Consider the following 19,831-nt stretch of genomic DNA (forward strand, 5'->3'; position numbering starts at 1 on the left):
GGTCACGCTTCCTCCCGCGTCAGGAAGGCGGCGCGCCGGCCCACCTCGTGGCGGAGGCGCTCCACGTCCACCGTCCGGACGTGGCCGTCCTCCACCACCCTCCGCCCCGCCACCCAGACCGACTCCACCGCCGCCGGCTCGGCCGCGTAGACCAGGGCCGAGAAGGGGTCGAAGAGCGGTGCCAGCGCCGCCGTCCGCGCCGGATCCACCAGGACGGCGTCGCACGCCTTGCCGGGGGCCAGGCTGCCGATCTCCTCCGCCCAGCCCAGCGCCCGTGCGCTCTCCAGCGTCGCCATGGCGAACGCCTCCCGCGCGGGGAGCGCCGCGGCGTCGTCGAGGCGGACCTTCTGCAGGATGGAGGCAAGGCGCATCTCCTCGAACATCTCCAGGCGGTTGGTGCTGGCCGCCCCGTCGGTGCCCAGGCCGACGGTCACCCCCGCCCGCCGCATCTCGACCACCGGGGCGATGCCGCTGGCCAGCTTCAGGTTGGAGACGGGGTTGTGGGCGACGCCGACCCGGTGCTCGGCCAGGAGCTCGATGTCGCGGGGGCTCACCTTGACGCAGTGCGCCGCCAGACAGCCCACCTGGAAGAGGCCGGTCTCGGCGCAGACCTCCGCCGGGCTCTTCCCGTACGTCGCCTGGCTCCGGCGGTTCTCGTCGTCGTTCTCCGAGAGGTGGATGTGGACCCGGGCGCCCAGCGCCGCCGCCCGTTCCGCCACCCGCCCCAGGAAGGCGCGCGTGGTGGTGTAGACGCCGTGCGGGCCCAGCATCACCCGGATGCGCCCGCCCGCCGCGCCGTGCCAGTCGCGGAAGAGCGCCTCCGCCTCGGCCAGCGCGCGCTCGCCGCTCCCGTCGCCCGGCTCCACCATGCCGCGGGCGAGGACGGCGCGGCCGCCCGCCTCCACCACCGCCCGCGCCGTCTCCTCCATGAAGAAGTACATGTCGGCGAAGGCGGTGACGCCCGCCTCCAGCATCTCCACCGCCGCCAGGAGCGCCCCCCAGTAGGTGTCCTCCGGCCGGAGCCGCGCCTCGACGGGGAAGATGCGCGTCTCGAGCCAGGGCATCAGGCTCAGGTCGTCGGCGTAGCCGCGCATCAGGGTCATGGCGGCATGGGAGTGGGCGTTCACCATCCCCGGCATCAGGAAGCGGCCCCGCGCCCCCACCCTCTCCCCCGCCGGGCGGAGCCGCCAGGCCGGCGCCTGCGACCGCGCCCCCACCCAGAGGATGCGCGCGGGATCGGCCAGGAGGAGGGCGTCCTCCACCACGCCCAGCTCCGGGTCCACCAGCGTGGCGCCCTCGATGGCCAGCGCCGCCTCCAGCGGGGGGCTCGCCGCCGCTCGCCGCTCGTCCATCCCTAGACCCTCCAGCTCCGGCGATAGGCTTCCTGCTCCGGCGTAAGGCGGTCGATGCGGACGCCCAGCGCAGCCAGGCGCCGGCCGAGGACCCGCTCGTCCAGCTCCCGCGGGATGGGGACCAGCCGCGGCCCCAGCTCGTCGGCGTGGCGGGCCACGTAGCGGATCGCCTCCACCTGGAGGCTGAAGGAGAGATCCATGATCTCCGCCGGGTGGCCGTCCCCCGCCGCCAGGTTGACCAGCCGGCCCTCCGCCAGCAGGTGGAGCCGGCGGCCGTCCGCCAGGACGTAGCTCTCCACGTGGGGTCGCGCTTCCTCCCGGCGGACGGCCAGGGCGGACAGGTCGGGCTTGGAGATCTCCACGTCGAAGTGGCCGGCGTTGGCCAGGACGGCGCCGTCGCGCATCCGCTCGAAGTGCTCGCGGCGGAGCACCTCGCGCATGCCGGTGACGGTGACGAAGAAGTCGCCCCGCTCCGCCGCCTCCAGCGCCGGCATCACCTCGAAGCCGTCCATCAGCGCCTCGTTGGCCGCCACCGGGTCGACCTCGCAGACGATCACCCGGGCACCCAGGCCGGCCGCCCGCGCGGCCACGCCCTTGCCGCACCAGCCGTAGCCCAGGACGACGGCGGTCTTCCCCGCCACGGTCAGGTTGGTGGTGCGCATGATGGCGTCCCAGGTCGACTGGCCGGTGCCGTAGCGGTTGTCGAAGAGGTGCTTGGCCAGGCCGTCGTTGGTGGCCATCACGGGGAAGGCCAGGAGCCCCTCGGCCTCCAGGGCGCGGAGCCGCTGGATGCCGGTGGTGGTCTCCTCCGCCCCGCCCCGGACGCCTCCCAGGAGGTCGCGCCGCTCGCTGTGCAGGAGGCCGACCAGGTCGGCGCCGTCGTCGATGACCAGCTCGGGCCGCTGGGCGAGCGCCCGCTCCAGGAAGTCCCGGTACTCCTCCGGGGTGGCGCCGCGCCAGGCGAAGACCTCCACCCCCGCCTCGGCCAGGGCGGCGGCCACGTCGTCCTGGGTGGAGAGCGGGTTGGAACCGGCCACGCTCACCCGCGCGCCCGCCTGGTGGAGCACCTCGGCGAGGTGGGCGGTCTTCGCCTCCAGGTGGAGGCAGAGGCTGATCCGGCGGCCGCGCAGCTCGCCGCTCTCCTCCAGCTCCCGTGCCAGGCTCTCCAGGACGGGCATGTGCGCCGCCGCCCACGCGATCTTGCGCCGCCCGGACGGCGCCAGCGAGGGATTGCGGACCATGCTCAACGGCCGTACACCTCCGGAGTGACCGAGCAGCGGCAACGGCTCCGCCCGGTCGGGATGCGGCCCAGCGTGGCGCGGAGGAGCGCCCGCAGGCGCTCGCCGTTCCGCTCCATCACCTCGTTCACCTCGCGGTGGGTGAGCGGGCGGTCGCTGATGCCCGCCGCCAGGTTGGTCACCATGGCCACGGTGGCGTAGCAGAGGCCGAGCTCCCGCGCCAGCACCACCTCGGGCACGCTGGTCATGCCCACCACGTCACCCCCCAGGAGCCGGAAGGCCCGGATCTCCGCCGGCGTCTCGTAGCGGGGACCCTCGGTGCAGACGTAGACGCCGCCGTTCCGGACGGGGATGCCGAGGCCCTGCGCCTCCTCCTCCAGGAGCCCCCGGAGCTCGGGGCAGTACGGCTCGCTCACGTCGACGTGGGCGACGCCCTCGCCCTCGCGGTCGAAGAAGGTCGAGGGCCGGCCGTGGGTGAAGTCGAGGAACTGGTCCACCAGAACGAACGTTCCCGGGCCGAGCTCCTCCCGGAGCGAACCCACCGCGGCCGTGGCGATCACCCGTTCGACGCCCAGCTGGTGGAGCGCCCAGATGTTCGCCCTGTACTGGACGCGGTGGGGCGGCACGCTGTGGTGGCGGCCGTGCCTTGCCAGGAAGGCGACCTCCTCGCCCCCCGGGAAGCGGCCGGCGGCCAGGTGGACCAGCCCGTACGGCGTCTCGACCGAGAGCTCGCGCGGCGCCTCCAGCACCGCCGGGTCGTAGACGCCGGTCCCGCCGATCAGCGCCAGGCGCATCCTAGCCCTCCTCGTGGAGCCAGAGCTCGGAGCTCCGGCTCCACTCCACGATCTCCTCCGGCCGGAAGTGCAGGGCGATCTCGGCCGCCGCGCTCTCCGGCGAGTCGGAGCCGTGGACCAGGTTCATCTGGATGTCGAGGCCGAAGTCGCCGCGCAGCGTCCCCGGCGCCGCCTTGCGGCCGTCGGTGGCGCCCAGGAGGTTGCGGACCACCTCCACGGCCGAGGGGCCCTCCCAGACCATGGCGACCACCGGCCCGGCCGTGACGAACTCCACCAGCGGGCGGAAGAAGGGCTTGTCGCGGTGGACGGCGTAGTGCGCCTCGGCGGTGGAGCGGTCGAGGCGGACCAGTTTCATCGCCACCGGCTTCAGCCCCTTCCGCTCGAGTCTCCCGACCACCTCGCCCACCAGGCCCCGCTGCACGCCGTCGGGCTTGACCATCACAAAGGTCCGTTCGATTGCCACCGGGAGACCTCCCTGTCGCACAGGTTTCGCTTCGCTTCCACGCTTCCCGCTATTCCACGGGATTGACCAGCTCGCCCACGCCCTCGATCTCGACGCTGACCACGTCGCCCGCCACGATGGGGCCGACGCCTGCCGGGGTGCCGGTGAGGATGACGTCCCCCGGCTCCAGCGTCATCACCTGGCTGATGAAGCGGACCAGGAAGGCCACGTCGAAGAGGAGGTCGGCCGTGTTCCCCTCCTGCCGGACCTGGCCGTTGACGCGGGTGCGGAGCGCCCGCCCGGAGGGGTCGATGCCGCGCACCACCTCGGGGCCCAGCGGGCAGAAGGTGTCGAAGGACTTGGCCCGGGTCCACTGGCCGTCCTTCCGCTGCAGGTCGCGGGCGGTCACGTCGTTGCCGCAGGTGTAGCCGAGGATGGCCGCCTCCGCCTCGCCGGGCGCGAGGTTCGAGGCCCTCCGGCCGATCACCACCGCCAGCTCCCCCTCGTAGTGGACCTCGGCGCTCATCGCCGGGCGGCGGATCCTCTCTCCCGGCCCGATCACCGCCGTGGCCGGCTTGAGGAAGAGGACCGGCTCGTCCGGCATCCGATCCTTCATCTCCTCGGCGTGCATCCGGTAGTTCAGGCCGACCGCCACCACCTTGCCCGGCAGGACCGGCGCCAGGAGGCGGACCTGCTCCGCCCGCACCCGCTCCCCCGTCGGCTCGCCCCAGACCGTCCACGGCGCGCCCCCGAGGAGCTCGATCTCCTCTCCCAGGCGTCGTCCGAAGCTGATCCGCCCGTCCGGCAGCGCCACGCGCACCAGTCGCTCCACCATGCTCGGCTCCCCCCGTTGAGTTGCGGCAGGCGGTCACGCCTCCGCGTGGACTTCCCCCGGCGCCTCCTCGCCCCCGTCGCGGTAGGCCGCGAGCACGATGGCGGGCGGCGAGACGTAGACCATGGCGGTGGCGGCCGCCACGATGCCCGAGTCGTTGAAGAGCAGCGCCGCCACGCTGCCCAGCGCCGCGCCGGCGAAACCGGCCACCAGCGCTGGATGGCGCTTCTCGAAGGCCTCCCCGAATCCTCCCGGGCGGAGCGCCGCCAGGAGATAGAGGAAGAGGGCGGCCAGGAAGAGCCAGCTCCAGTTGGTCAGCCGGATCAGCTTCCAGTTCATGCCCAGCTTGCGGAGCGCGATGTCGAGCAGGTTGAGCAGGCCGCCGCCCCCCCGGGCCGCCTCGCCGAAGGCGCGCCCGATGTGCGAGGCATGGCCGGAGAGCAGGTCGACGCCCACCATCCCGGCCGTCGCGATCGCCAGGAAGAGCACCGCCAGCCCGGCCTCCCGCCAGCCCAGCCGGCGCCCGCCCAGCCGGACCGCTGCCACGAAGTAGCCCACCAGCGCCGCCAGGGCGATGCCGAAGTTGGCCGTCAGCTCCGGGTCCAGGAGGACCAGGGCGATGAAGGCGAAGGCGAGGACCGCCGCCAGGCGCCAGCCGCGGTGGTTGCCCAGCAGGTCGACGAGGCCGGTGATGCCCATCAGGCTGGCGCCGATCAGGACGCCGCCGTACTCGTTCCCCAGGCCGTAGAAGCGGGCCGCGTAGAGGGCGCTGTAGCCCAGGGGCGAGTTGGCGTCGGCCCAGGAGCCCAGGAGGAGGTCGCCCAGGACGAAGAGGACGGTGGCCAGGTCGATCCAGAAGAGCGGTGCCAGGAGCCGCCTCCCGCGCGGGGCCGGCAGCAGCAGGGCCAGGCCGCCGATGGCACCCAGCATGACCAGGAAGAGGAGCATGGACGGCGCCGGGGCCAGCTGCGGGAAGAAGGCGAGGAGCAGGAGCGCCAGGGGCGAGGCGCTGAAGACGACCAGCGCCGCCCGCACGGTGCTCCGGATCCGCCTCGCCGTGCGGGCCAGGCTGAGCCGGATGGCCACCAGCGCGGCCGCCGAGGCGAAGAAGAGGACGATGCCGCTGATCACGAAGAAGTAGAGGAGCGAGGGCCGGCGAGCGGCGTTGGTGAGGGCGGACTGGTAGACGCCGGCCACCGTCGCCAGCGGCTGGCGGGACGCCACCGTGCCCATGGCCCGGCCGGTGACCGCGGGCTCGTCCGCCGGCACCGCGACGCCCAGCGCCTCGAGCAGCGTGGGCGCCACGTCGGTGATCTCCACCACGCCCGGCTGCCGCGTGGTGGGGGAGGTGAGGAGCGTCCGGGGAGCGATCCCCTTCCCCCAGGCCAGGATGGGGACCAGGTAGGCGTCCTGCTGGGCGGCCTGCGGGCTCGGTGCCAGGCTCATCACCACCAGCAGGTCCCGCCGGGGGTCGAGCCGCCGCATCAGCCCGGCCACCAGCCGGTCCGCCTCCTCCAGCGCCCGCAGGCGCGCGTTCTTCAGGGCGGCGGGCGTCATCATCGGCGCCTCCGCCTCCACCCGCGCCATGTCACCCGGGTCGACCACCACCAGGCCGGTGCGGCTCGGGAGGCGGTCGTAGGCGGCCAGAAGCCGGCCCGGATCGGTCCGGACGCCCCCGGGGAAGGAAGGGTCGGAGACCAGGAGCCCCTCGTCGACCCGCCCAGCGTCCACCGTCCACCGCCTGTCCATCGCCACCAGGGCGGCGAAGCGGTCCGGCACGCCCGCGGCGTCGGAGTTGCCCAGGGCGGCCGTCAGCCGGCCGGCGCGGTGCAGCGTCTCCCCCAGGAAGCCGAACGGCGGCCTCACCTGCGGCACGCCGGCGGTCGAGGCCTCCTCGTTCAGCAGCGGGCCCATCCCCAGGACGAGGATGGCGGCACCGGCCGGCGGCCTCCGGCCGTAGCGCCAGAGGTAGGCATCCTCCGCCGGTGCGCCGGCGGAGAGCTGGCCGGGTGCCAGCCGCTCGTCCCGCTGGTAGGCGTCCCCCAGGCCGGAAGGGGTCGGCTGGATGCCGGAGCTCCCCAGCGCCAGCGCCGCCGCGGAGGGGGAGTTGCGCACCGGCACCAGCACGTTGACCAGCCCGACGGCGCCCTCCTGTTCCATCCGCCGGAGCGCGGGAAGCCGGCTCCAGGCCATGTCCGGCCAGTCCACGTAGGGGAGCAGCACCAGGACGGCGCGTGCCCCCGGGTCCGCCGGGGGGGCGGCGACCGGGGAGCCGGCCGCCTCTGCCGGCCGGGGCAGGACCGGGACGAGCATGCCAGCCAGAAGAGGCACGAGGAGGAGGAGAAGGAAGCCGGTGGCCGGATCGGACCACCGCCTCGCCGAGCGCTGCCGCGTCTCACTCCCACTCCCTTCGCATCCGGGATCGGGGCGCAACGGACCGATTGTAGCATGGAGTTCCAGCCGGGCGTCCGGGTCAAGGCGGACATCCAGCGTCCGATGGGAAGCTCGGAGGGGTGGCTTGGTTGGATCTTGCACTTCCGCTCGGACTTCTCATCGCCGTAGGCGCCATCCTCGGATCGCAGCTCATGGAAGGCGCCCACCTGGCCGCGCTCCTCAACCCTTCGGCCCTGCTCCTGGTGTTGGGCGGCACCATCGGTGCCACCGTGGTCAGCTCGCGCCGCGAGGATCTGGCGGCCATACCCCGGAGCCTCTCCCTCGCCATCCACGCCGAGCCAGGCGACCGCCGCGGCCTTCTCGAGCAGCTGGTGGCGCTGGCGCAGAAGGCTCGCCGCGAGGGGCTGCTCGCCATCGAGGACGATCTGGCGGGGGCGGGGGATCCCTTCCTGGCGCGGGGCCTCCAGATGGTGGTGGACGGGAGCGAGCCGGAACTGGTGCGGGAGATGCTGGAGGCGGAGGCCGAGGCGGAGCTGAGCCGCTGGGAGAGGGCGGCGGCCGTCTGGGAGGCGGCCGGCGGCTACTCCCCCACCATGGGGATCATCGGCACCGTGCTGGGGCTGGTCCACGTGCTGGGCAACCTCTCCGACACCTCGCGCATCGGGCCGTCCATCGCCGTCGCCTTCATGGCCACCTTCTACGGCATCTTCCTGGCCAACGTCTTCTGGCTGCCCCTGGGTTCGCGCATCCACGCGCGGGCCCGGAGCCAGTCGGAGTGGCGCCGGGTGATCCTGGAGGGCGTCCTCTCCGTAGCCAACGGGGAGAGCCCCAACGTCGTCCGCGAGAAGCTGGCCACCCTGAGCGGGATCCCGCTGGAGCAGGGCGGCGAGCATCCGGCGGCGGCGACCCAGGCGCGTGAGCAGCATGCGTAGACGGCAGGCGCCGGCGCAGCAGAAGTCCGAAGCCGCCGGCATGATGCGCTGGCTCCTCACCTACGCCGACATGATCACCCTGCTCCTGGCCTTCTTCATCGTGCTCTACTCCATGTCCCAGCTCGACCAGGCCAAGTACCAGCAGCTGGCCCAGACGCTCCGCTCCCTCCTGAACGGGGGCGGCAGCTCCGCCATCGTGGTGCCGGGCGCCACCACCCAGGGCCAGGACATCCTCCGCCCGGTCCCCCACCGCGGCGAGACCCAGGAAGGCGGCGACCTCCGCGCCATCGGCGAGCGGGTGGCGGCCGCGCTGCGCCAGCGGGGCCTGGGCGACCGGGTGCAGGTGGTGCTGACCGGCCACGAGCTTGAGATCAGCCTGGGCGAGTCGGTCTTCTTCGACACCGGCAGCGCCGACCTGAAGCCTGCCGCCCTGCCCGTCCTGGACTCCATCGGGGCGGCGCTCCGCCCGCTGCCCAACCCCGTCGAGGTCCACGGCTTCGCCGACAGCCGCCCGATCAACACCGGCCTCTTTCCCAGCAACTGGGAGCTCTCCGCCTACCGCGCGACCACCGTCATCCGTTACCTCCAGTCGCAGGGGATCGACCCCCGCCGGCTGAGCGGCGTCGCCTACGGCGAGTACCACCCGCTGGTACCCGACTCGGATCCGGCCCACATGGCGCTCAACCGTCGTGTCGACATCGTCGTCCTCCGCCAGACCGCCACCGACACGCCTCCCCAGCGCATCTGGCCGCCGGAGAAGACGCCCGCGGCGGGCGGCGAAGGTCCATGACGGCCCGGAGAACGGGGAGCAGATCTCAGACGGAGAACCAGAGCGCCACCACCAGGGCGACCAGGACCAGCAGGTTGAGGCCCATGCTCAGGCCGTGGAGCGCGCCGAAGGCGGGCGTGCCGGCCGCCGCGTGGACGCGGGGCTCCACCACCCACCAGGCGACGAGGACGACCAGGAGCGCCGCCGCCAGGGCGACCGCGGCCGTTCCGGGCGAGCTGGCCGGGCTCTGGCCGACAGCGGGCCAGCGCGGGGCGACGAAGAGGACGGCCAGCGCGATCACGGCGGTCAGCGCGCTGTGCAGGTAGTAGGTGGGAAAGATGGCGCCGACCACCCTTCCCCCGCCCTCGGTCCCGAGGACCCGGAAGATGGCGGGTGCCGCGGTGAAGCTGAAGAAGAGCAGGGAACCCAGCCAGACACCGATGGAGCCGAAATAGAGAAAGGCCGCCAGCGTGCGCACCCGCCACTCCTCCTCCCGGAAGCCTTCGCGTTCTCCTCCCCGCCTCAGCCCCGGCCCCATCCTACGCCGACCGCCTCCTTGACACGACGGACGGTCGTCTCCGCGATGGCGGCAGCGCGCTCGGCGCCCTGGCGGAGCACCTGCTCGAGGTAGCCCGGCTCCGCCTCCATCTCGGCCAGCCGCCGCTGGATCGGCGCCATCCCCGCCACCACCGCCTCGGCCAGGTCGGCCTTGAAGCGGGCGTAGCCGGCGTCGCGGTACTCCTCCTCGAGATCCTTCACCGGGCGGCCGGTGACGCCCGAGAAGATGGTGAGCAGGTTGGAGATGGCAGGCTTCCTCTCCGGGTCGTACGCCACCTCGCGGCCCGAGTCGGTGACCGCGCGGGCGATCTTCTTCCGGACGACGTCGGGGCTGTCGGTGAAGCTGATGTAGCTGGCGGGCGTCTCCGAGCTCTTGGACATCTTGGTCTCGGGGTCGTCCAGCGACATGACGCGCGCCCCCTGGGGCGGGATGAGCGGCTCGGGCACGCGGAAGAGCGGGCCGAAGCGGCGGTTGATCCGCTGGGCCAGGTCCCGGGTGAGCTCCACGTGTTGCTTCTGGTCCTCCCCCACCGGCACCACGTCGGCCTGGTAGAGGAGGATGTCCGCCGCCATCAGCACCGGGTAGGCGAAGAGGCCGGCGGAGACCGACTCCTGCCCCGTCTTGCGGGACTTGTCCTTGAACTGCGTCATCCGGTTCAGCTCGCCGAAGGTGGTGAAGCAGTTGAGGATCCAGCCCAGCTCCGTGTGCGCGGGGACATCCGACTGCACGAAGAGCGTGGAGCGCGAGGGGTCCAGCCCGACCGCCAGGTAGAAGGCGGCCACCTCGCGGATCTGGGCGCGGAGTTCGACGGGATCCTGTGGAACCGTGAGGGCGTGGAGGTCGACGACGCAGTAGATGCCCTCGTAGCTGTCCTGCAGTTGGACGAACTGGCGGAAGGCGCCCAGGTAGTTGCCGATGTGGATGTTTCCCGACGGCTGGACGCCCGAGAAAGATCGCTTCACGCTCCTGCCCCCCTGCGGTGGGACGCGGGCGGTCGCGACGAGGCGGCGCGAAGCCGCCTCCGTCGCTCAGCCCACGACCACGTTGACCAGCTTATCGGGCACGGTGATCAGACGACGCACCGGCTTCCCGGCGACGTAAGGCCGGTCGCGGACCGACTCCAGGGCGCGGCGGCCCAGCTCTTCCTCGGAGAGGCCGCGAGGCACCGAGATCCGGTCGCGGACGCGACCGTTGACCTGGATGACCACGACGACCTCCTCGTCGGCGAGCGCGGCCGGGTCGACCTCGGGCCAGCTCTCCAGGTGGATGGAGCGCTGGTGTCCCAGCCGGTGCCAGAGCTCCTCGCTCAGGAAGGGCGCCATCGGCGCCAGGCAGAGCAGGAGCCTCTCCACCGCCTGGCGGTAGACGGGGCTCTGCGCCAGCCCCTGCTGCGCCGCGCGCATCAGCAGGTTGGTCAGCTCCATCAGCGCGGCGACCGCGGTGTTGAAGTCGAAGCGCTCCAGGTCGCCGGTCACCTTCTGGACGGTCCGGTGCGTCGCCCGGTAGAGATCCCGCTCCCGGAGCGGCTCGCCCGCCTCCTCCGCCTCGGAGAGCCCCAGCTCGCCCAGCTCCTCGCCCAGTGCCGCCAGCGAGACACGCCAGACACGGTTGAGGAAGCGGTGGACGCCGCCGATCCCCTTCGAGCTCCAGGGCCCGCCTTGCTCCCAGGGCGCCATGAACATCAGGTAGACGCGGACCACGTCGGTCCCGTAGCGCCCCACGAGCTCGTCCGGCGCGACCACGTTGCCCCGCGACTTGGACATCTTCTGGCTGTCCTCGCCCAGCACCACGCCCTGGTTCTTCAGGCGCAGGAAGGGCTCGTCGAAGTCGACCAGGCCCAGGTCGCGCAGCACCTTGGTGAAGAAGCGGGCGTACAGCAGGTGCATCACCGCGTGCTCGGCGCCGCCGGTGTACTGGTCGACCGGCAGCCAGTAGGCCGCTTCCTCGGGGTCCCAGGGGCGGTCCTGCTCGTGCGGGCTCAGGTAGCGGAACCAGTACCAGCTCGAGTCGACGAAGGTGTCCATGGTGTCGGTCTCGCGCTGGGCCGGGCCGCCGCAGCGCGGGCAGGCGGTGTGCAGGAAGGCCTCGTCGCGCTTGAGCGGCGACTCGCCCGTGGGCAGGAACTCCGCCTCCTCGGGGAGCAGCACCGGCAGCCGGTCGTCCGGGACGGGCACCGTCCCGCAGCGGTCGCAGTAGACGACGGGGATGGGCGTCCCCCAGTACCTCTGCCGGCTGATCAGCCAGTCGCGCATGCGGTAATGGACGGTCCGCCGCCCGATCCCCCGCGCCTCCACCGCGTCGGCCAGGCGCTGCCAGCCCTCGTCGTTGGGGAGCCCCGTGAACTCGCCCGAGTCGACCATGCGGCCCGGTCCCGTATACGCCTCCTCCAGCGGCCGGCCGTCCCACCCCGGCGGGGCGATCACCACCGGGACGCGCAGGCCGTAGCGGCGGGCGAAATCGAAGTCGCGCTCGTCGTGCGCGGGCACGCCCATGATGGCGCCGGTGCCGTAGGAGAGGAGGACGTAGTCGGCGATCCAGATCGGGACGGGCTCGCCCGTGAACGGGTGGACGGCGTAGGCGCCGGTGAAGGCACCGTCGCGCACGTGCTCGGTGGAGAGCCGCTCGATCTCGCTCTCGCGCGAGCTCTTGTAGCGGTAACGCTCCACTTCCTCGCGGCGGTCGGGGGTGACGATCTCGTCGACCAGCGGGTGCTCGGGTGCCAGCACGCAGAAGGAGGCCCCGAAGAGGGTGTCGATGCGGGTGGTGAAGGTCCGGAAGCGGAGGTCGGGCCGCCCGGCCACCTGCCACTCGAACTCGACGCCCTCGGAGCGGCCGATCCAGTTCCGCTGCATGGTGACGATGGGTTCCGGCCAGTCGATCTTGGAGAAGTCGAGGAGCTCGTCGGCGTAGGCGGTGATGCGGAAGAACCACTGCTCGAGATCGCGCCGGATCACCGGCGTGCCGCAGCGCTCGCAGCGGCGATCCTCCCCCACCACCTGCTCGCGGGCGAGCGTGGTGTTGCAGCTGGGGCACCAGTCGACCGGCGCCATCTTCCGGTAGGCCAAGCCGCGCTCCAGCATGCGCAGGAAGAACCACTGGTTCCACCGGTAGTACTCGGGTTCGCAGGTGACCACCTCGCGGCTCCAGTCGAACATGGCGCCCATGGAGCGCAGCTGGCCGCGCATCCGCTCGATGTTCCGGTAGGTCCAGATGCGCGGGTGGACGCCCCGCTTGATGGCGGCGTTCTCGGCCGGGAGGCCGAAGGCGTCGAAGCCCATGGGGAAGAGGACGTTGTAGCCCCGCATGCGCAGGAAGCGCGCGCGGGCATCCGAGGGCGTCATGGCGTACCAGTGCCCGATGTGCAGGTCGCCGCTGGGATAAGGAAGCATGGTCAGCGCATAGAACTTGGGCCGCCCGGGATCGATCCGGCTCCGGTAGATCCCTTCTTCCTCCCAGCGCCGCGACCACTTCTCCTCGATACCCCGGAAATCGTAGTCGGGCACGCTCGTCCCCCCGTCTCCGATCTTCGAAAGGTGAAGCCCGTCTCCCACCCCGGGACGGGCTTCGGCCGCGCCGCAGTCGGCATGATTTGGCTCGAATTCTAGCGATTCCGGCGCCGCGCTGTCAATTCGCCGCCAGCCTGCCGCTAGAATAGGCGCTGGAGACGGCGCCGGCCGGCGCGGCGGCACGCGCCGGGAGCCGCTCCGGGAGGGGAGAGAGATGGAGATCGGGCGCTGGCTGATGCTCTTCGGCGCCCTGCTGCTGGCGGTGGGCGCGCTCTTCTACCTGGGCGGCCGCTGGCTGCATCTGGGGCGGCTGCCCGGGGACTTCGTCTGGCAGCACGGCTCCTTCACGCTCTATGCCCCGCTGGCCTCCTCGCTCCTGCTCAGCCTGGTGCTCACCCTGCTGCTCAACCTCTTCCTGGGCCGGCGCTAGGGCCCGCGGCGGCGGCCGGTCAGGAGGGCGCGGCGCCGCCCTGCGGCGGGCGCCAGGTGCCGGCCGGCGTCCGGAAGGCGACGTTGAGCCGGTTCCAGCCGTTGATGGCCACCACCGCCAGCGTCAGGTCGACCAGCTCCCGCTCGCTGAAGTGGCGCCGCGCCTCCTGGTAGACCTCGTCGGGGACGTGGCCGTCCTCCAGGCGCGTCACCGCCTCGGTCCAGGCCAGCGCCGCCCGTTCGCGCGGCGTGTAGAAAGGCGCCTCGCGCCAGGCGGCCAGCGCGTAGAGACGCTGCTCGCCCTCCCCCGCCAGGCGCGCCTCCTGCGTGTGCATGTCCAGGCAGAAGGCACAGCCGTTGATCTGCGAGGCACGTACCTCCACCAGGCGGACCAGCGAGGGCTCCAGAAGCCCGCTGCGACGGACGTAGGCGTTGAGGCCGCGCAGCGCCTCGGCCGCCTCCGGCGCCAGGCTGCGGTAGTCGATCCGCGGTTCCACGTACTCCACCTCCCTGCTTGCCGGCGCCCGGCGGGCGCCCAGCGGCCATCCTAGCGCTCCCGCGCCGGCGTGCCGTGACGGCGGTCACGGGGCGCTCCGTCTAAGGGCGGCCGCGGCCGGAGAGGCTACTTCCCGCCATGGCCTTCCGACTCCGCCGGCTGAGCGAGCGTCCGATCCTGGAACCCGACCCGGCCCATCGCTGGGAGGCGGCGGCGGTCTTCAACCCCGGAGCCGTCGTCAGGAAGGGGCGCGTCGTCCTCCTGTACCGGGGGAGCGACCGCCCGTTCCGGGCCGAGGGGGAGCCGTACGTCTCCGCCATCGGGTACGCGGAGAGCACGGACGGGCTTCACTTCGCGCGCCGCCCGAGACCGGTGATGGTGGGCGACGGCGGCCAGGCACGCCGGGGCGTGCAGGACCCGCGGGTGGTGCCCATGGACGACCGCTACTACATGGTCTACACGGCCTTCGGCGGCCGCGGGCCCGGGGATTACCGGATCGCGCTGGCTGCCTCCCGTGACCTGGTCCACTGGGGCGGCCGGCGGGTTCTGCTGGAGGAGCCCAACAAAGACGGGGCGCTTCTCCCCGACCGCCCGGACGGCCGCTACTACCTCTTCCACCGGCGCCCGCCGGACATCTGGCTCGCGGTCTCCGGCGACCTGCACCGCTGGGAGGATCACCGCGTCATCCTGCGCCCCCGCCCGGGGAGCTGGGAGTCGAGCCGCATCGGCATCGGGCCGCAGCCGCTTCGGACCGACCAGGGGTGGCTCCTCATCTACCACGGCGTCGACGAGCGGAACACCTACCGCCTGGGAGCGGCACTCCTCGATCCCCGGGACCCGTTTCGCGTGCTGGACCGTCTGCCCGACCCGATCCTGGAGCCGGAGCTCGACTGGGAGCGCGAGGGGCTCGTCCCCGACGTGGTCTTCAGCTGCGGCGCGGTCGACCTGGGGGACCGCTTCCTGGTCTACTACGGCGCCGCGGACACGCGCATCGGCGTCGCCGAGCTGAGGAAGTCCGAGGCCCGTTTCTGAACCGCCGGAAGGCCGGGCGCGGGGCGGTCCCCCCCCCTCCCCCCGGACCCGCTAGCCGCCGGCCGCCGGGGCCTCGGGTGCCCCCTGGGAGCCTCCCGTACGCAGGCGGAGGTGGCTCTGGTTGAGCTGCCGCGTGGCCGGGAGCTTCCGCAGGATCGGATCGCCCACCCAGTAGAGCGCCAGGAGGAGGCCGGTGACGGCGGTACCCGCCACGACCAGGGACGGGCCTTCCACCTGGCCCAGCACCCCGCCGACGAAGGAGCCGACCGGCATGGCCAGCGACACCAGGCTGGTGATGGCAGCCGCCACGCGCCCCATCATCGAGGCGGGCACGATCCGCTGCAGCCCGCCCATGACCAGCGCATTGACCACCCCGGTCGGGACCCAGCCGACGCCGAAGGCGAAGACCAGCAGGGGCGCTGAGAACGTGAAGGCCGCCGTCAACCAGGCGAGCCCTCCGAGGAAGGTGACGAGGCTGACGGCGGTGGCCAGGGGCCAGCCCTCCAGCCGCGGGGCCAGGAGCGCGCCGAGGATGACCCCCGCGGCCATGGCCGAGAGGAGCGCCCCGTAGACGCCGGCTCCTCCGTGGGTGGCGGCGTGTTGCGGCAGGACCGACCACATGGCGGCCACGGCGAAGTTGGAGAGGACGAAGATCAGCGTCATCCGCCCCACCACGGAGCCGAGGACGAGGCGGAGCCCCTCTCTCAGGTCGTCGAAGTACCTGCGCAGGAGGGAGCCCCCTTCGCCCGGCCCCGGCACCGGGCCCGGACCCTCCCCCGCCTCCCCCGCCGCGGGCTGCGCCGGCGGGACCCTCAGGCGGGAGAAGATCAGGGCGGCCAGGGCGAAGCTGAGCGCGTCCACCGCGTAGAGCGAGGGGGCGCCGATCGCCACCACGAGCAGGCCGGCCAGCGCGCGGAAGAGCACGTTGGTGCCCTGGTAGGCGAAGGTGAAGGCCGAGTTGGCCTTCACCAGGTGTTCCCGGTCCAGGATGCGGGGCATGCTCGCCTGCTCGGCCGGCTCCCCGAACTGCCCGACCAGGGCGAGGAGCGGGATCAGGGCCAGCACGGCCCAGACGGGGGGACGGCCCGCGAGGGCGAGGAGCGGGATGGTCAGCACCAGGAGACCCTGCAGCCCCTGGGTGACCACCAGGGTGCGGCGGATGGGCCAGCGGTCGACGATCGGCCCCGTGAACATCTGGAGCAGGTAGGGCAGGAAGCTCAGGGTACCCGCCAGCCCCGTGTAGAAGGTGCTGTGGGTGAGCTCCTGGACCAACCACATGGAGGCCACGGCGTAGAACGAGTCGCCGGCCGTGGTGACCACGCGCCCGGCGAGGAGCCGGGCGAATTCGCGCTGTTGAAGGAGCTCCCGCATCGGAGTCGAAGCCGCCCCCTCGGAAACGCCGATTGCCGTGCGAAATGGGCCGGGTCGATGCGCCCATTCTCCGACCCGGCGGGAGTCCTGTCAACCGTTCAGACGAATGATATCAAGTTACGGCTTCCCGGGCTGCATCGTCGGCGGCACCCACTTGGAGAAGTCGGCCAGATGGCTCCAGAAGGCCAGGTAGCCGGTCAGCAGGAAGACCAGCGCGGCGATTCCCAAGAGGACGGCCGCGCTCAGCGCCCAGGCGCGCTGCTGCCGCCACTGGATGGCGGGCAGGGTGAGCATGCCGCCGAGGCCCGCCGCCAGGTAGCCGATTCCGGCGAGGAGTGGCTGCTGGGTCAGGCCCAGGTTGAGGATCCGGAGACCGATGACCACCGCCATGATCCCGCCCCAGAAGCCATAGAGCGCCGGGATCAGCGGCTCCCAGCGCATGGCCAGGGTGATCGCCGCTGCCAGGAAGGCGGCGGACAGGAAGAGCGCCGGCTCGCCGAAGGCGATGTTGTAGCTTCCGGGGAGCGGCCAGTTGATCAGCATGGGGACGGAAGTGGCCAGACCCACCAGACCGGCGGCGAAGAAGCCGGCCGCCCACGGTTCGCGCTCGTCCGGCCCCGGGTTCTTGTAGAGATAGTGGGCCAGGATGACAAACCCCGCCGACATGCCCACCAGCATGACCCCGGCATAGTCGATGAACACCCTCCGATTCCTCCTCTCGGGTCGCCCGTGACCGGTGCGGTCAAGACGCTTCTACCATGGTATCCCAATGTCCGCCAGCACGGGCCGCGCTCGTCGCGGGGCGCCGACGCGAGGGGGCGGAGTCCGGCGAGCGGTTATCCTAGAGGCGAACGCGGTCGCCGGCTTGACCGGCCCGACCGGCGAGCACGGGGAGGCGCCGCCGTGTCCACCCGGATCCTCTGGCTTCTTGTCGCGACGATGCTCGGCAACGTGGTCACCTGGGCGGAACAGATCGCCCGCGAGACCGCCAGCGCTTCCGAGCGGCGACTTGCGCACCGCATCGCGGAGAGCGCCCGGGCCATGCAGGCCGATGCGCTGCTGCCGGTCCAGGACGAGGTGGCGGCCGCCGGCGAGCCGGCGGCCGGCGAGCCCCGCGTCCTCCGTGGTGCGGCCGCCTACGATCCCCCGGGGCCTGCCCCCGCGGAGGAGGAAGCGGAGCCCGACGAGGAGGCGGATTCCCGTGAGCAGGTTCCGCCGCGAAACCCCTGGAAGACCGTGGCGCTGGTCACCCTGGGGCTCCTGGCCCTCACCTACCTGGGCTTCTGGATCGGAGCCGGCCTGGTCCACGGTTGAGCCTGGCCGGCGGCTCAGGCAGCGGCCTTTCTCCGGAAGGCGCGCGGGAGGCCGGCCGGCACCGGCCTCCCGTCACCGCCTTTTCCCGGCGGCGATGCGCCCGGGCCACGGGGTCAGCGGTGGCCCGCAGGTCCCCCTCGCTTCCGACCTGGCCGGTCGCCTGCCGCGCGCGGCCCGATCCCCATCTCCTCCAGCCAGAGCGGGTGCTCCTCGGCGGCGTAGGCGAGGCTGACCGAGCCCGTCTTCATCGCCTCCAGCGAGCGGCGCGTATACGGGTGGAGCACCGACAGGTAGAAGTGAACGACGAACATGCCGCCCGCCGCGATGAGGCCCACGTCATGCCCGATCACCATCCAGCGGAAGAGCTCGGGCGAGACCGCGCCGCGGCCGAACCACATCACCAGACCGGTGACGGTGAAGAGGACGAAGGCACCCATCTGGATCCAGAGGTTCAGCTTCTGGCCGGCGTTGTACCGTCCCTGCGGCGGCAGGTGCCCGCGCGCGGTGGTGTAGAAGGCGGGGCCGGCGACCATCCAGCGGCGGTCCGTCGGAGGCCAGTGGAACATCTGGTGGAGGTCGGTCAGGAACTCCTTCCTGGCGAAGAGCGGGTAGCTCAGCCCGGCGGCGATCAGCACCAGCGCCGCGATGCGGTGGACGAGGCGGGTGGCCGGGCCGTTCCAGGGCGCCAGGGCGGGCACGAAGAAGGTGAGCCCCGTGCCCAGGAGGACCAGGAAGGCGCCGGCGTACGTCCAGTGAAAGGCGCGCTGGAAGGCGCTAAACCTGGGAATCCGGTCCATGCCGCCCGTCCCCTCCCTTTTCACGCTGTCCAGCCTTCTCGGTCGCTTCTCTCTGGCCGAAGGAGCGGCTGGCGACGACGAGGTGGGCCAGCGCGCCGACCACGCCCGCGCCCAGGATGACGCGCCCCGCGGGCTGCAGGATCCCCTTCCAGAACGACTGGGTCGGCGAGACCTGCGGGTCGGCGGGCAGGCCGTAGACCTCGGGCTTCTCCGTCAGGACGAACATGTAGTGCAGGCCGCCCAGCTCCTTCTCGCCGTAGAGGTTGGCCTGGGCATGCCCTCCCTTCCGGAGTTCGTCCACCCGCTGTCGGCCGTAGCCGACCAGCTCCTCCCGCGGGCCGAAACGGATGGCGTCGGTGGGGCAGGCGTGGACGCAGGCGGGTTCGAGCCCGTTGGAGATGCGGTCGAAGCAGAAGGTGCACTTGCCGGCCACCTTGGCGGTATCGAAGCTCTGGCGGTCGACGTGGACGGCGCCGAAGGGGCAGGCTTCCTCGCAGTAGCCGCAGCCGATGCAGCGGTCGGTCTCCAGCCGGATGGCGCCGCTCGGGTCGTGACGCAGCGCCTCCACCGGGCAGGCGAGGACGCAGGCCGCCTCGGTGCAGTGCATGCAGCTCATCTTGTTGAAGTGCCAGCGGACCTGGCCGTCCGCCTTCACCTGCTCGGTGAAGCGGACGACGGTCCAGGTGTGGGCGGTCAGGTCAGGATGACTCTGGTAGCTGCCTTGGAAGCTCGTCTTCTCCGCGGGGAGCTGGTTCCACTCCTTGCAGGCCACCTCGCAGGCCTTGCAGCCGATGCACTGCGAGACATCGGTCAACATCGCCACTTCCTGCGCCGCCACCGGCTAGATCCCTCCTTTCGACGGCTCGGCCTGCGGCAGATCGCTGCCGCCGGCGGGCTCCCAGGGGAGGAGGCCCACCCCCTGGCGGTGGAAGCCCTCGCGTTCGGCCAGGGCGTCGAGGTGAAGCGTCATCAGGTCCTCGAGCACGCCGTCCACCGGTTGGTCGCCCGCCACCAGGCGGACCTTGGTGTAGGTCCGGCAACGGTGGCAGACGTCCAGACGGTACCCCTCGACCCCCTCCACCTCGAGGACGCCCAGCGAATCCGGCTCCTCGTGGCCGCAGGCGGCGCAGCGGAAGCGCGGGTACGGCCACTCCGCGCCGCACCTGGCGCAGAGGAGGGAGCGGTCCCGGTGCCACTTCCTCTCGCGCAGCACCGCCCAGGCCGCCAACCCGCCGCAGACCGGGCAGCGCGCTTCGTGCCACAGCTCGCGGATCAGGTCCCGGTGGGCAAGGGCCGTCCCGCGCAGCTCCGGCAGCCAGCTGGCCCAGGCCAGCGTGTAGCGCCAGCCGGGCCCCTCCGCCCAGCCCGGTTCGAGTTGGAGAGGAAGCCGCTCGGACGCCCGCTGGACGAGGTGCGCCCGGCGGAGGGAGGTGGCGGGGTCCGCCTCCGCCTCCAGCAGCTCGATCAGCGGGCGACCCCGGCCCAGCTGCTCGCGGACGAGCCCGGGGTCGAGCGCCCCCGGCGCCGCCTCCTCCCCTTCCGTCACCCAGTCGTAGAGCGCTCGCAGTTCCATC

At 72.4% G+C, this 19,831-nt stretch carries 20 protein-coding genes; 5 read left to right on the forward strand and 15 right to left on the reverse strand.

The annotated features are described in order from the left end of the window. Positions 1 to 2: 2 nt before the first annotated feature. Genes QJR14_07050 through QJR14_07075 form a run of 6 tightly spaced genes read right to left on the reverse strand, consistent with a single transcriptional unit; the run spans position 3 to position 6,971 of the window. A complete protein-coding gene (locus QJR14_07050; protein ID MDI3317355.1) occupies positions 3 to 1,352 on the reverse strand; it encodes an amidohydrolase in 1,350 nt (449 codons plus the stop codon). A gap of 2 nt (positions 1,353 to 1,354) precedes the next feature. Next, the gene (locus QJR14_07055) at positions 1,355 to 2,593 is read right to left on the reverse strand and encodes an adenosylhomocysteinase (protein MDI3317356.1); all 1,239 of its coding nucleotides are present in this window, start codon (positions 2,591 to 2,593) and stop codon (positions 1,355 to 1,357) included. Positions 2,594 to 2,595: 2 nt separating this feature from the next. After that, entirely contained in the window at positions 2,596 to 3,384 is a 789-nt protein-coding gene (gene mtnP, locus QJR14_07060) for an S-methyl-5'-thioadenosine phosphorylase (protein ID MDI3317357.1), read from the reverse strand. A 1-nt stretch (position 3,385) separates the two neighbouring features. Continuing rightward, entirely contained in the window at positions 3,386 to 3,841 is a 456-nt protein-coding gene (ndk, locus tag QJR14_07065; protein MDI3317358.1) for a nucleoside-diphosphate kinase, read from the reverse strand. Positions 3,842 to 3,896: 55 nt separating this feature from the next. Beyond that, positions 3,897 to 4,658 (reverse strand): fumarylacetoacetate hydrolase family protein, encoded by a 762-nt coding sequence (locus QJR14_07070; GenBank protein MDI3317359.1) that lies wholly within the window; start codon positions 4,656 to 4,658, stop codon positions 3,897 to 3,899. Between the two features lie 36 nt (positions 4,659 to 4,694). Further along, positions 4,695 to 6,971, reverse strand: coding sequence for a hypothetical protein (locus tag QJR14_07075; GenBank protein ID MDI3317360.1), 2,277 nt, complete (start codon positions 6,969 to 6,971; stop codon positions 4,695 to 4,697). Between the two features lie 209 nt (positions 6,972 to 7,180). Between QJR14_07075 and QJR14_07080 the strand changes: the two genes are divergently transcribed. Together QJR14_07080 and QJR14_07085 are read left to right on the forward strand one after the other, a co-directional pair. Further along, positions 7,181 to 7,984: a flagellar motor protein gene (locus QJR14_07080; GenBank protein ID MDI3317361.1), complete on the forward strand. Its 804-nt coding sequence runs from the start codon at positions 7,181 to 7,183 to the stop codon at positions 7,982 to 7,984. Then, complete coding sequence (locus QJR14_07085; protein MDI3317362.1) at positions 7,977 to 8,774, forward strand: flagellar motor protein MotB; 798 nt, start codon at positions 7,977 to 7,979, stop codon at positions 8,772 to 8,774. The genes QJR14_07080 and QJR14_07085 overlap by 8 nt, the downstream gene beginning before the upstream one ends. Before the next feature lie 25 nt (positions 8,775 to 8,799). Here the strand turns inward: QJR14_07085 and QJR14_07090 are convergent, their stop codons facing one another. From QJR14_07090 to leuS, 3 genes are all read right to left on the reverse strand, one after another. Continuing rightward, on the reverse strand, positions 8,800 to 9,291 hold the full coding sequence (locus tag QJR14_07090) for a DUF4149 domain-containing protein (GenBank protein MDI3317363.1): 492 nt from the start codon (positions 9,289 to 9,291) through the stop codon (positions 8,800 to 8,802). After that, complete coding sequence (gene trpS, locus QJR14_07095) at positions 9,276 to 10,274, reverse strand: tryptophan--tRNA ligase (protein MDI3317364.1); 999 nt, start codon at positions 10,272 to 10,274, stop codon at positions 9,276 to 9,278. Before trpS ends, QJR14_07090 begins: the two co-directional genes overlap by 16 nt. A 66-nt stretch (positions 10,275 to 10,340) precedes the next feature. Beyond that, positions 10,341 to 12,815 (reverse strand): leucine--tRNA ligase, encoded by a 2,475-nt coding sequence (gene leuS, locus QJR14_07100; GenBank protein ID MDI3317365.1) that lies wholly within the window; start codon positions 12,813 to 12,815, stop codon positions 10,341 to 10,343. Positions 12,816 to 13,032: 217 nt separating this feature from the next. On the opposite strand from leuS, the gene QJR14_07105 reads away from it, so the two are divergent. After that, complete coding sequence (locus QJR14_07105; protein MDI3317366.1) at positions 13,033 to 13,248, forward strand: DUF2905 domain-containing protein; 216 nt, start codon at positions 13,033 to 13,035, stop codon at positions 13,246 to 13,248. Positions 13,249 to 13,267: 19 nt separating this feature from the next. On the opposite strand, the gene QJR14_07110 is transcribed toward QJR14_07105, so the two are convergent. Then, positions 13,268 to 13,744, reverse strand: a complete 477-nt coding sequence (locus QJR14_07110) for a carboxymuconolactone decarboxylase family protein (protein ID MDI3317367.1) — start codon at positions 13,742 to 13,744, stop codon at positions 13,268 to 13,270. A 137-nt stretch (positions 13,745 to 13,881) separates the two neighbouring features. Here QJR14_07110 and QJR14_07115 point away from each other — a divergent pair, with 137 nt between their 5' ends. Continuing rightward, a complete protein-coding gene (locus QJR14_07115) occupies positions 13,882 to 14,775 on the forward strand; it encodes a glycosidase (GenBank protein ID MDI3317368.1) in 894 nt (297 codons plus the stop codon). A gap of 51 nt (positions 14,776 to 14,826) precedes the next feature. Here the strand turns inward: QJR14_07115 and QJR14_07120 are convergent, their stop codons facing one another. Together QJR14_07120 and QJR14_07125 are read right to left on the reverse strand one after the other, a co-directional pair. Beyond that, positions 14,827 to 16,146 (reverse strand): MFS transporter, encoded by a 1,320-nt coding sequence (locus tag QJR14_07120; GenBank protein MDI3317369.1) that lies wholly within the window; start codon positions 16,144 to 16,146, stop codon positions 14,827 to 14,829. Between the two features lie 117 nt (positions 16,147 to 16,263). After that, a complete protein-coding gene (locus QJR14_07125; protein MDI3317370.1) occupies positions 16,264 to 16,848 on the reverse strand; it encodes a DUF981 domain-containing protein in 585 nt (194 codons plus the stop codon). Positions 16,849 to 17,049: 201 nt separating this feature from the next. Between QJR14_07125 and QJR14_07130 the strand changes: the two genes are divergently transcribed. Then, the gene (locus tag QJR14_07130; GenBank protein ID MDI3317371.1) at positions 17,050 to 17,460 is read left to right on the forward strand and encodes a hypothetical protein; all 411 of its coding nucleotides are present in this window, start codon (positions 17,050 to 17,052) and stop codon (positions 17,458 to 17,460) included. A gap of 113 nt (positions 17,461 to 17,573) precedes the next feature. Here QJR14_07130 and QJR14_07135 read toward each other — a convergent pair whose 3' ends face one another. From QJR14_07135 to QJR14_07145, 3 genes are read right to left on the reverse strand one after another with little or no spacing between them, the layout of a single operon-like run. Continuing rightward, positions 17,574 to 18,257, reverse strand: a complete 684-nt coding sequence (locus QJR14_07135) for a cytochrome b/b6 domain-containing protein (protein ID MDI3317372.1) — start codon at positions 18,255 to 18,257, stop codon at positions 17,574 to 17,576. Continuing rightward, entirely contained in the window at positions 18,235 to 19,095 is an 861-nt protein-coding gene (locus QJR14_07140; protein MDI3317373.1) for a 4Fe-4S dicluster domain-containing protein, read from the reverse strand. Before QJR14_07140 ends, QJR14_07135 begins: the two co-directional genes overlap by 23 nt. A gap of 3 nt (positions 19,096 to 19,098) precedes the next feature. Continuing rightward, on the reverse strand, positions 19,099 to 19,830 hold the full coding sequence (locus QJR14_07145) for a formate dehydrogenase accessory protein FdhE (protein MDI3317374.1): 732 nt from the start codon (positions 19,828 to 19,830) through the stop codon (positions 19,099 to 19,101). Position 19,831: the final 1 nt, after the last annotated feature.

The organism is Bacillota bacterium (assembly GCA_029961055.1).
GTDB lineage: Bacteria > Bacillota > Sulfobacillia > JAIMAT01 > JAIMAT01 > JAIMAT01.

Excerpts from the sequence above, each read along its gene's own strand:
- QJR14_07145 (MDI3317374.1), bottom strand. The coding sequence starts at position 19,830 with ATGGAACTGCGAGCGCTCTACGACTGGGTGACGGAAGGGGAGGAGGCG.
- QJR14_07105 (MDI3317366.1), top strand. The coding sequence starts at position 13,033 with ATGGAGATCGGGCGCTGGCTGATGCTCTTCGGCGCCCTGCTGCTGGCG.
- mtnP (MDI3317357.1), bottom strand. The coding sequence starts at position 3,384 with ATGCGCCTGGCGCTGATCGGCGGGACCGGCGTCTACGACCCGGCGGTG.
- QJR14_07135 (MDI3317372.1), bottom strand. The coding sequence starts at position 18,257 with ATGGACCGGATTCCCAGGTTTAGCGCCTTCCAGCGCGCCTTTCACTGG.
- QJR14_07115 (MDI3317368.1), top strand. The coding sequence starts at position 13,882 with ATGGCCTTCCGACTCCGCCGGCTGAGCGAGCGTCCGATCCTGGAACCC.
- QJR14_07085 (MDI3317362.1), top strand. The coding sequence starts at position 7,977 with ATGCGTAGACGGCAGGCGCCGGCGCAGCAGAAGTCCGAAGCCGCCGGC.
- QJR14_07050 (MDI3317355.1), bottom strand. The coding sequence starts at position 1,352 with ATGGACGAGCGGCGAGCGGCGGCGAGCCCCCCGCTGGAGGCGGCGCTG.
- QJR14_07090 (MDI3317363.1), bottom strand. The coding sequence starts at position 9,291 with ATGGGGCCGGGGCTGAGGCGGGGAGGAGAACGCGAAGGCTTCCGGGAG.
- QJR14_07120 (MDI3317369.1), bottom strand. The coding sequence starts at position 16,146 with ATGCGGGAGCTCCTTCAACAGCGCGAATTCGCCCGGCTCCTCGCCGGG.
- QJR14_07055 (MDI3317356.1), bottom strand. The coding sequence starts at position 2,593 with ATGGTCCGCAATCCCTCGCTGGCGCCGTCCGGGCGGCGCAAGATCGCG.
- QJR14_07075 (MDI3317360.1), bottom strand. The coding sequence starts at position 6,971 with ATGCTCGTCCCGGTCCTGCCCCGGCCGGCAGAGGCGGCCGGCTCCCCG.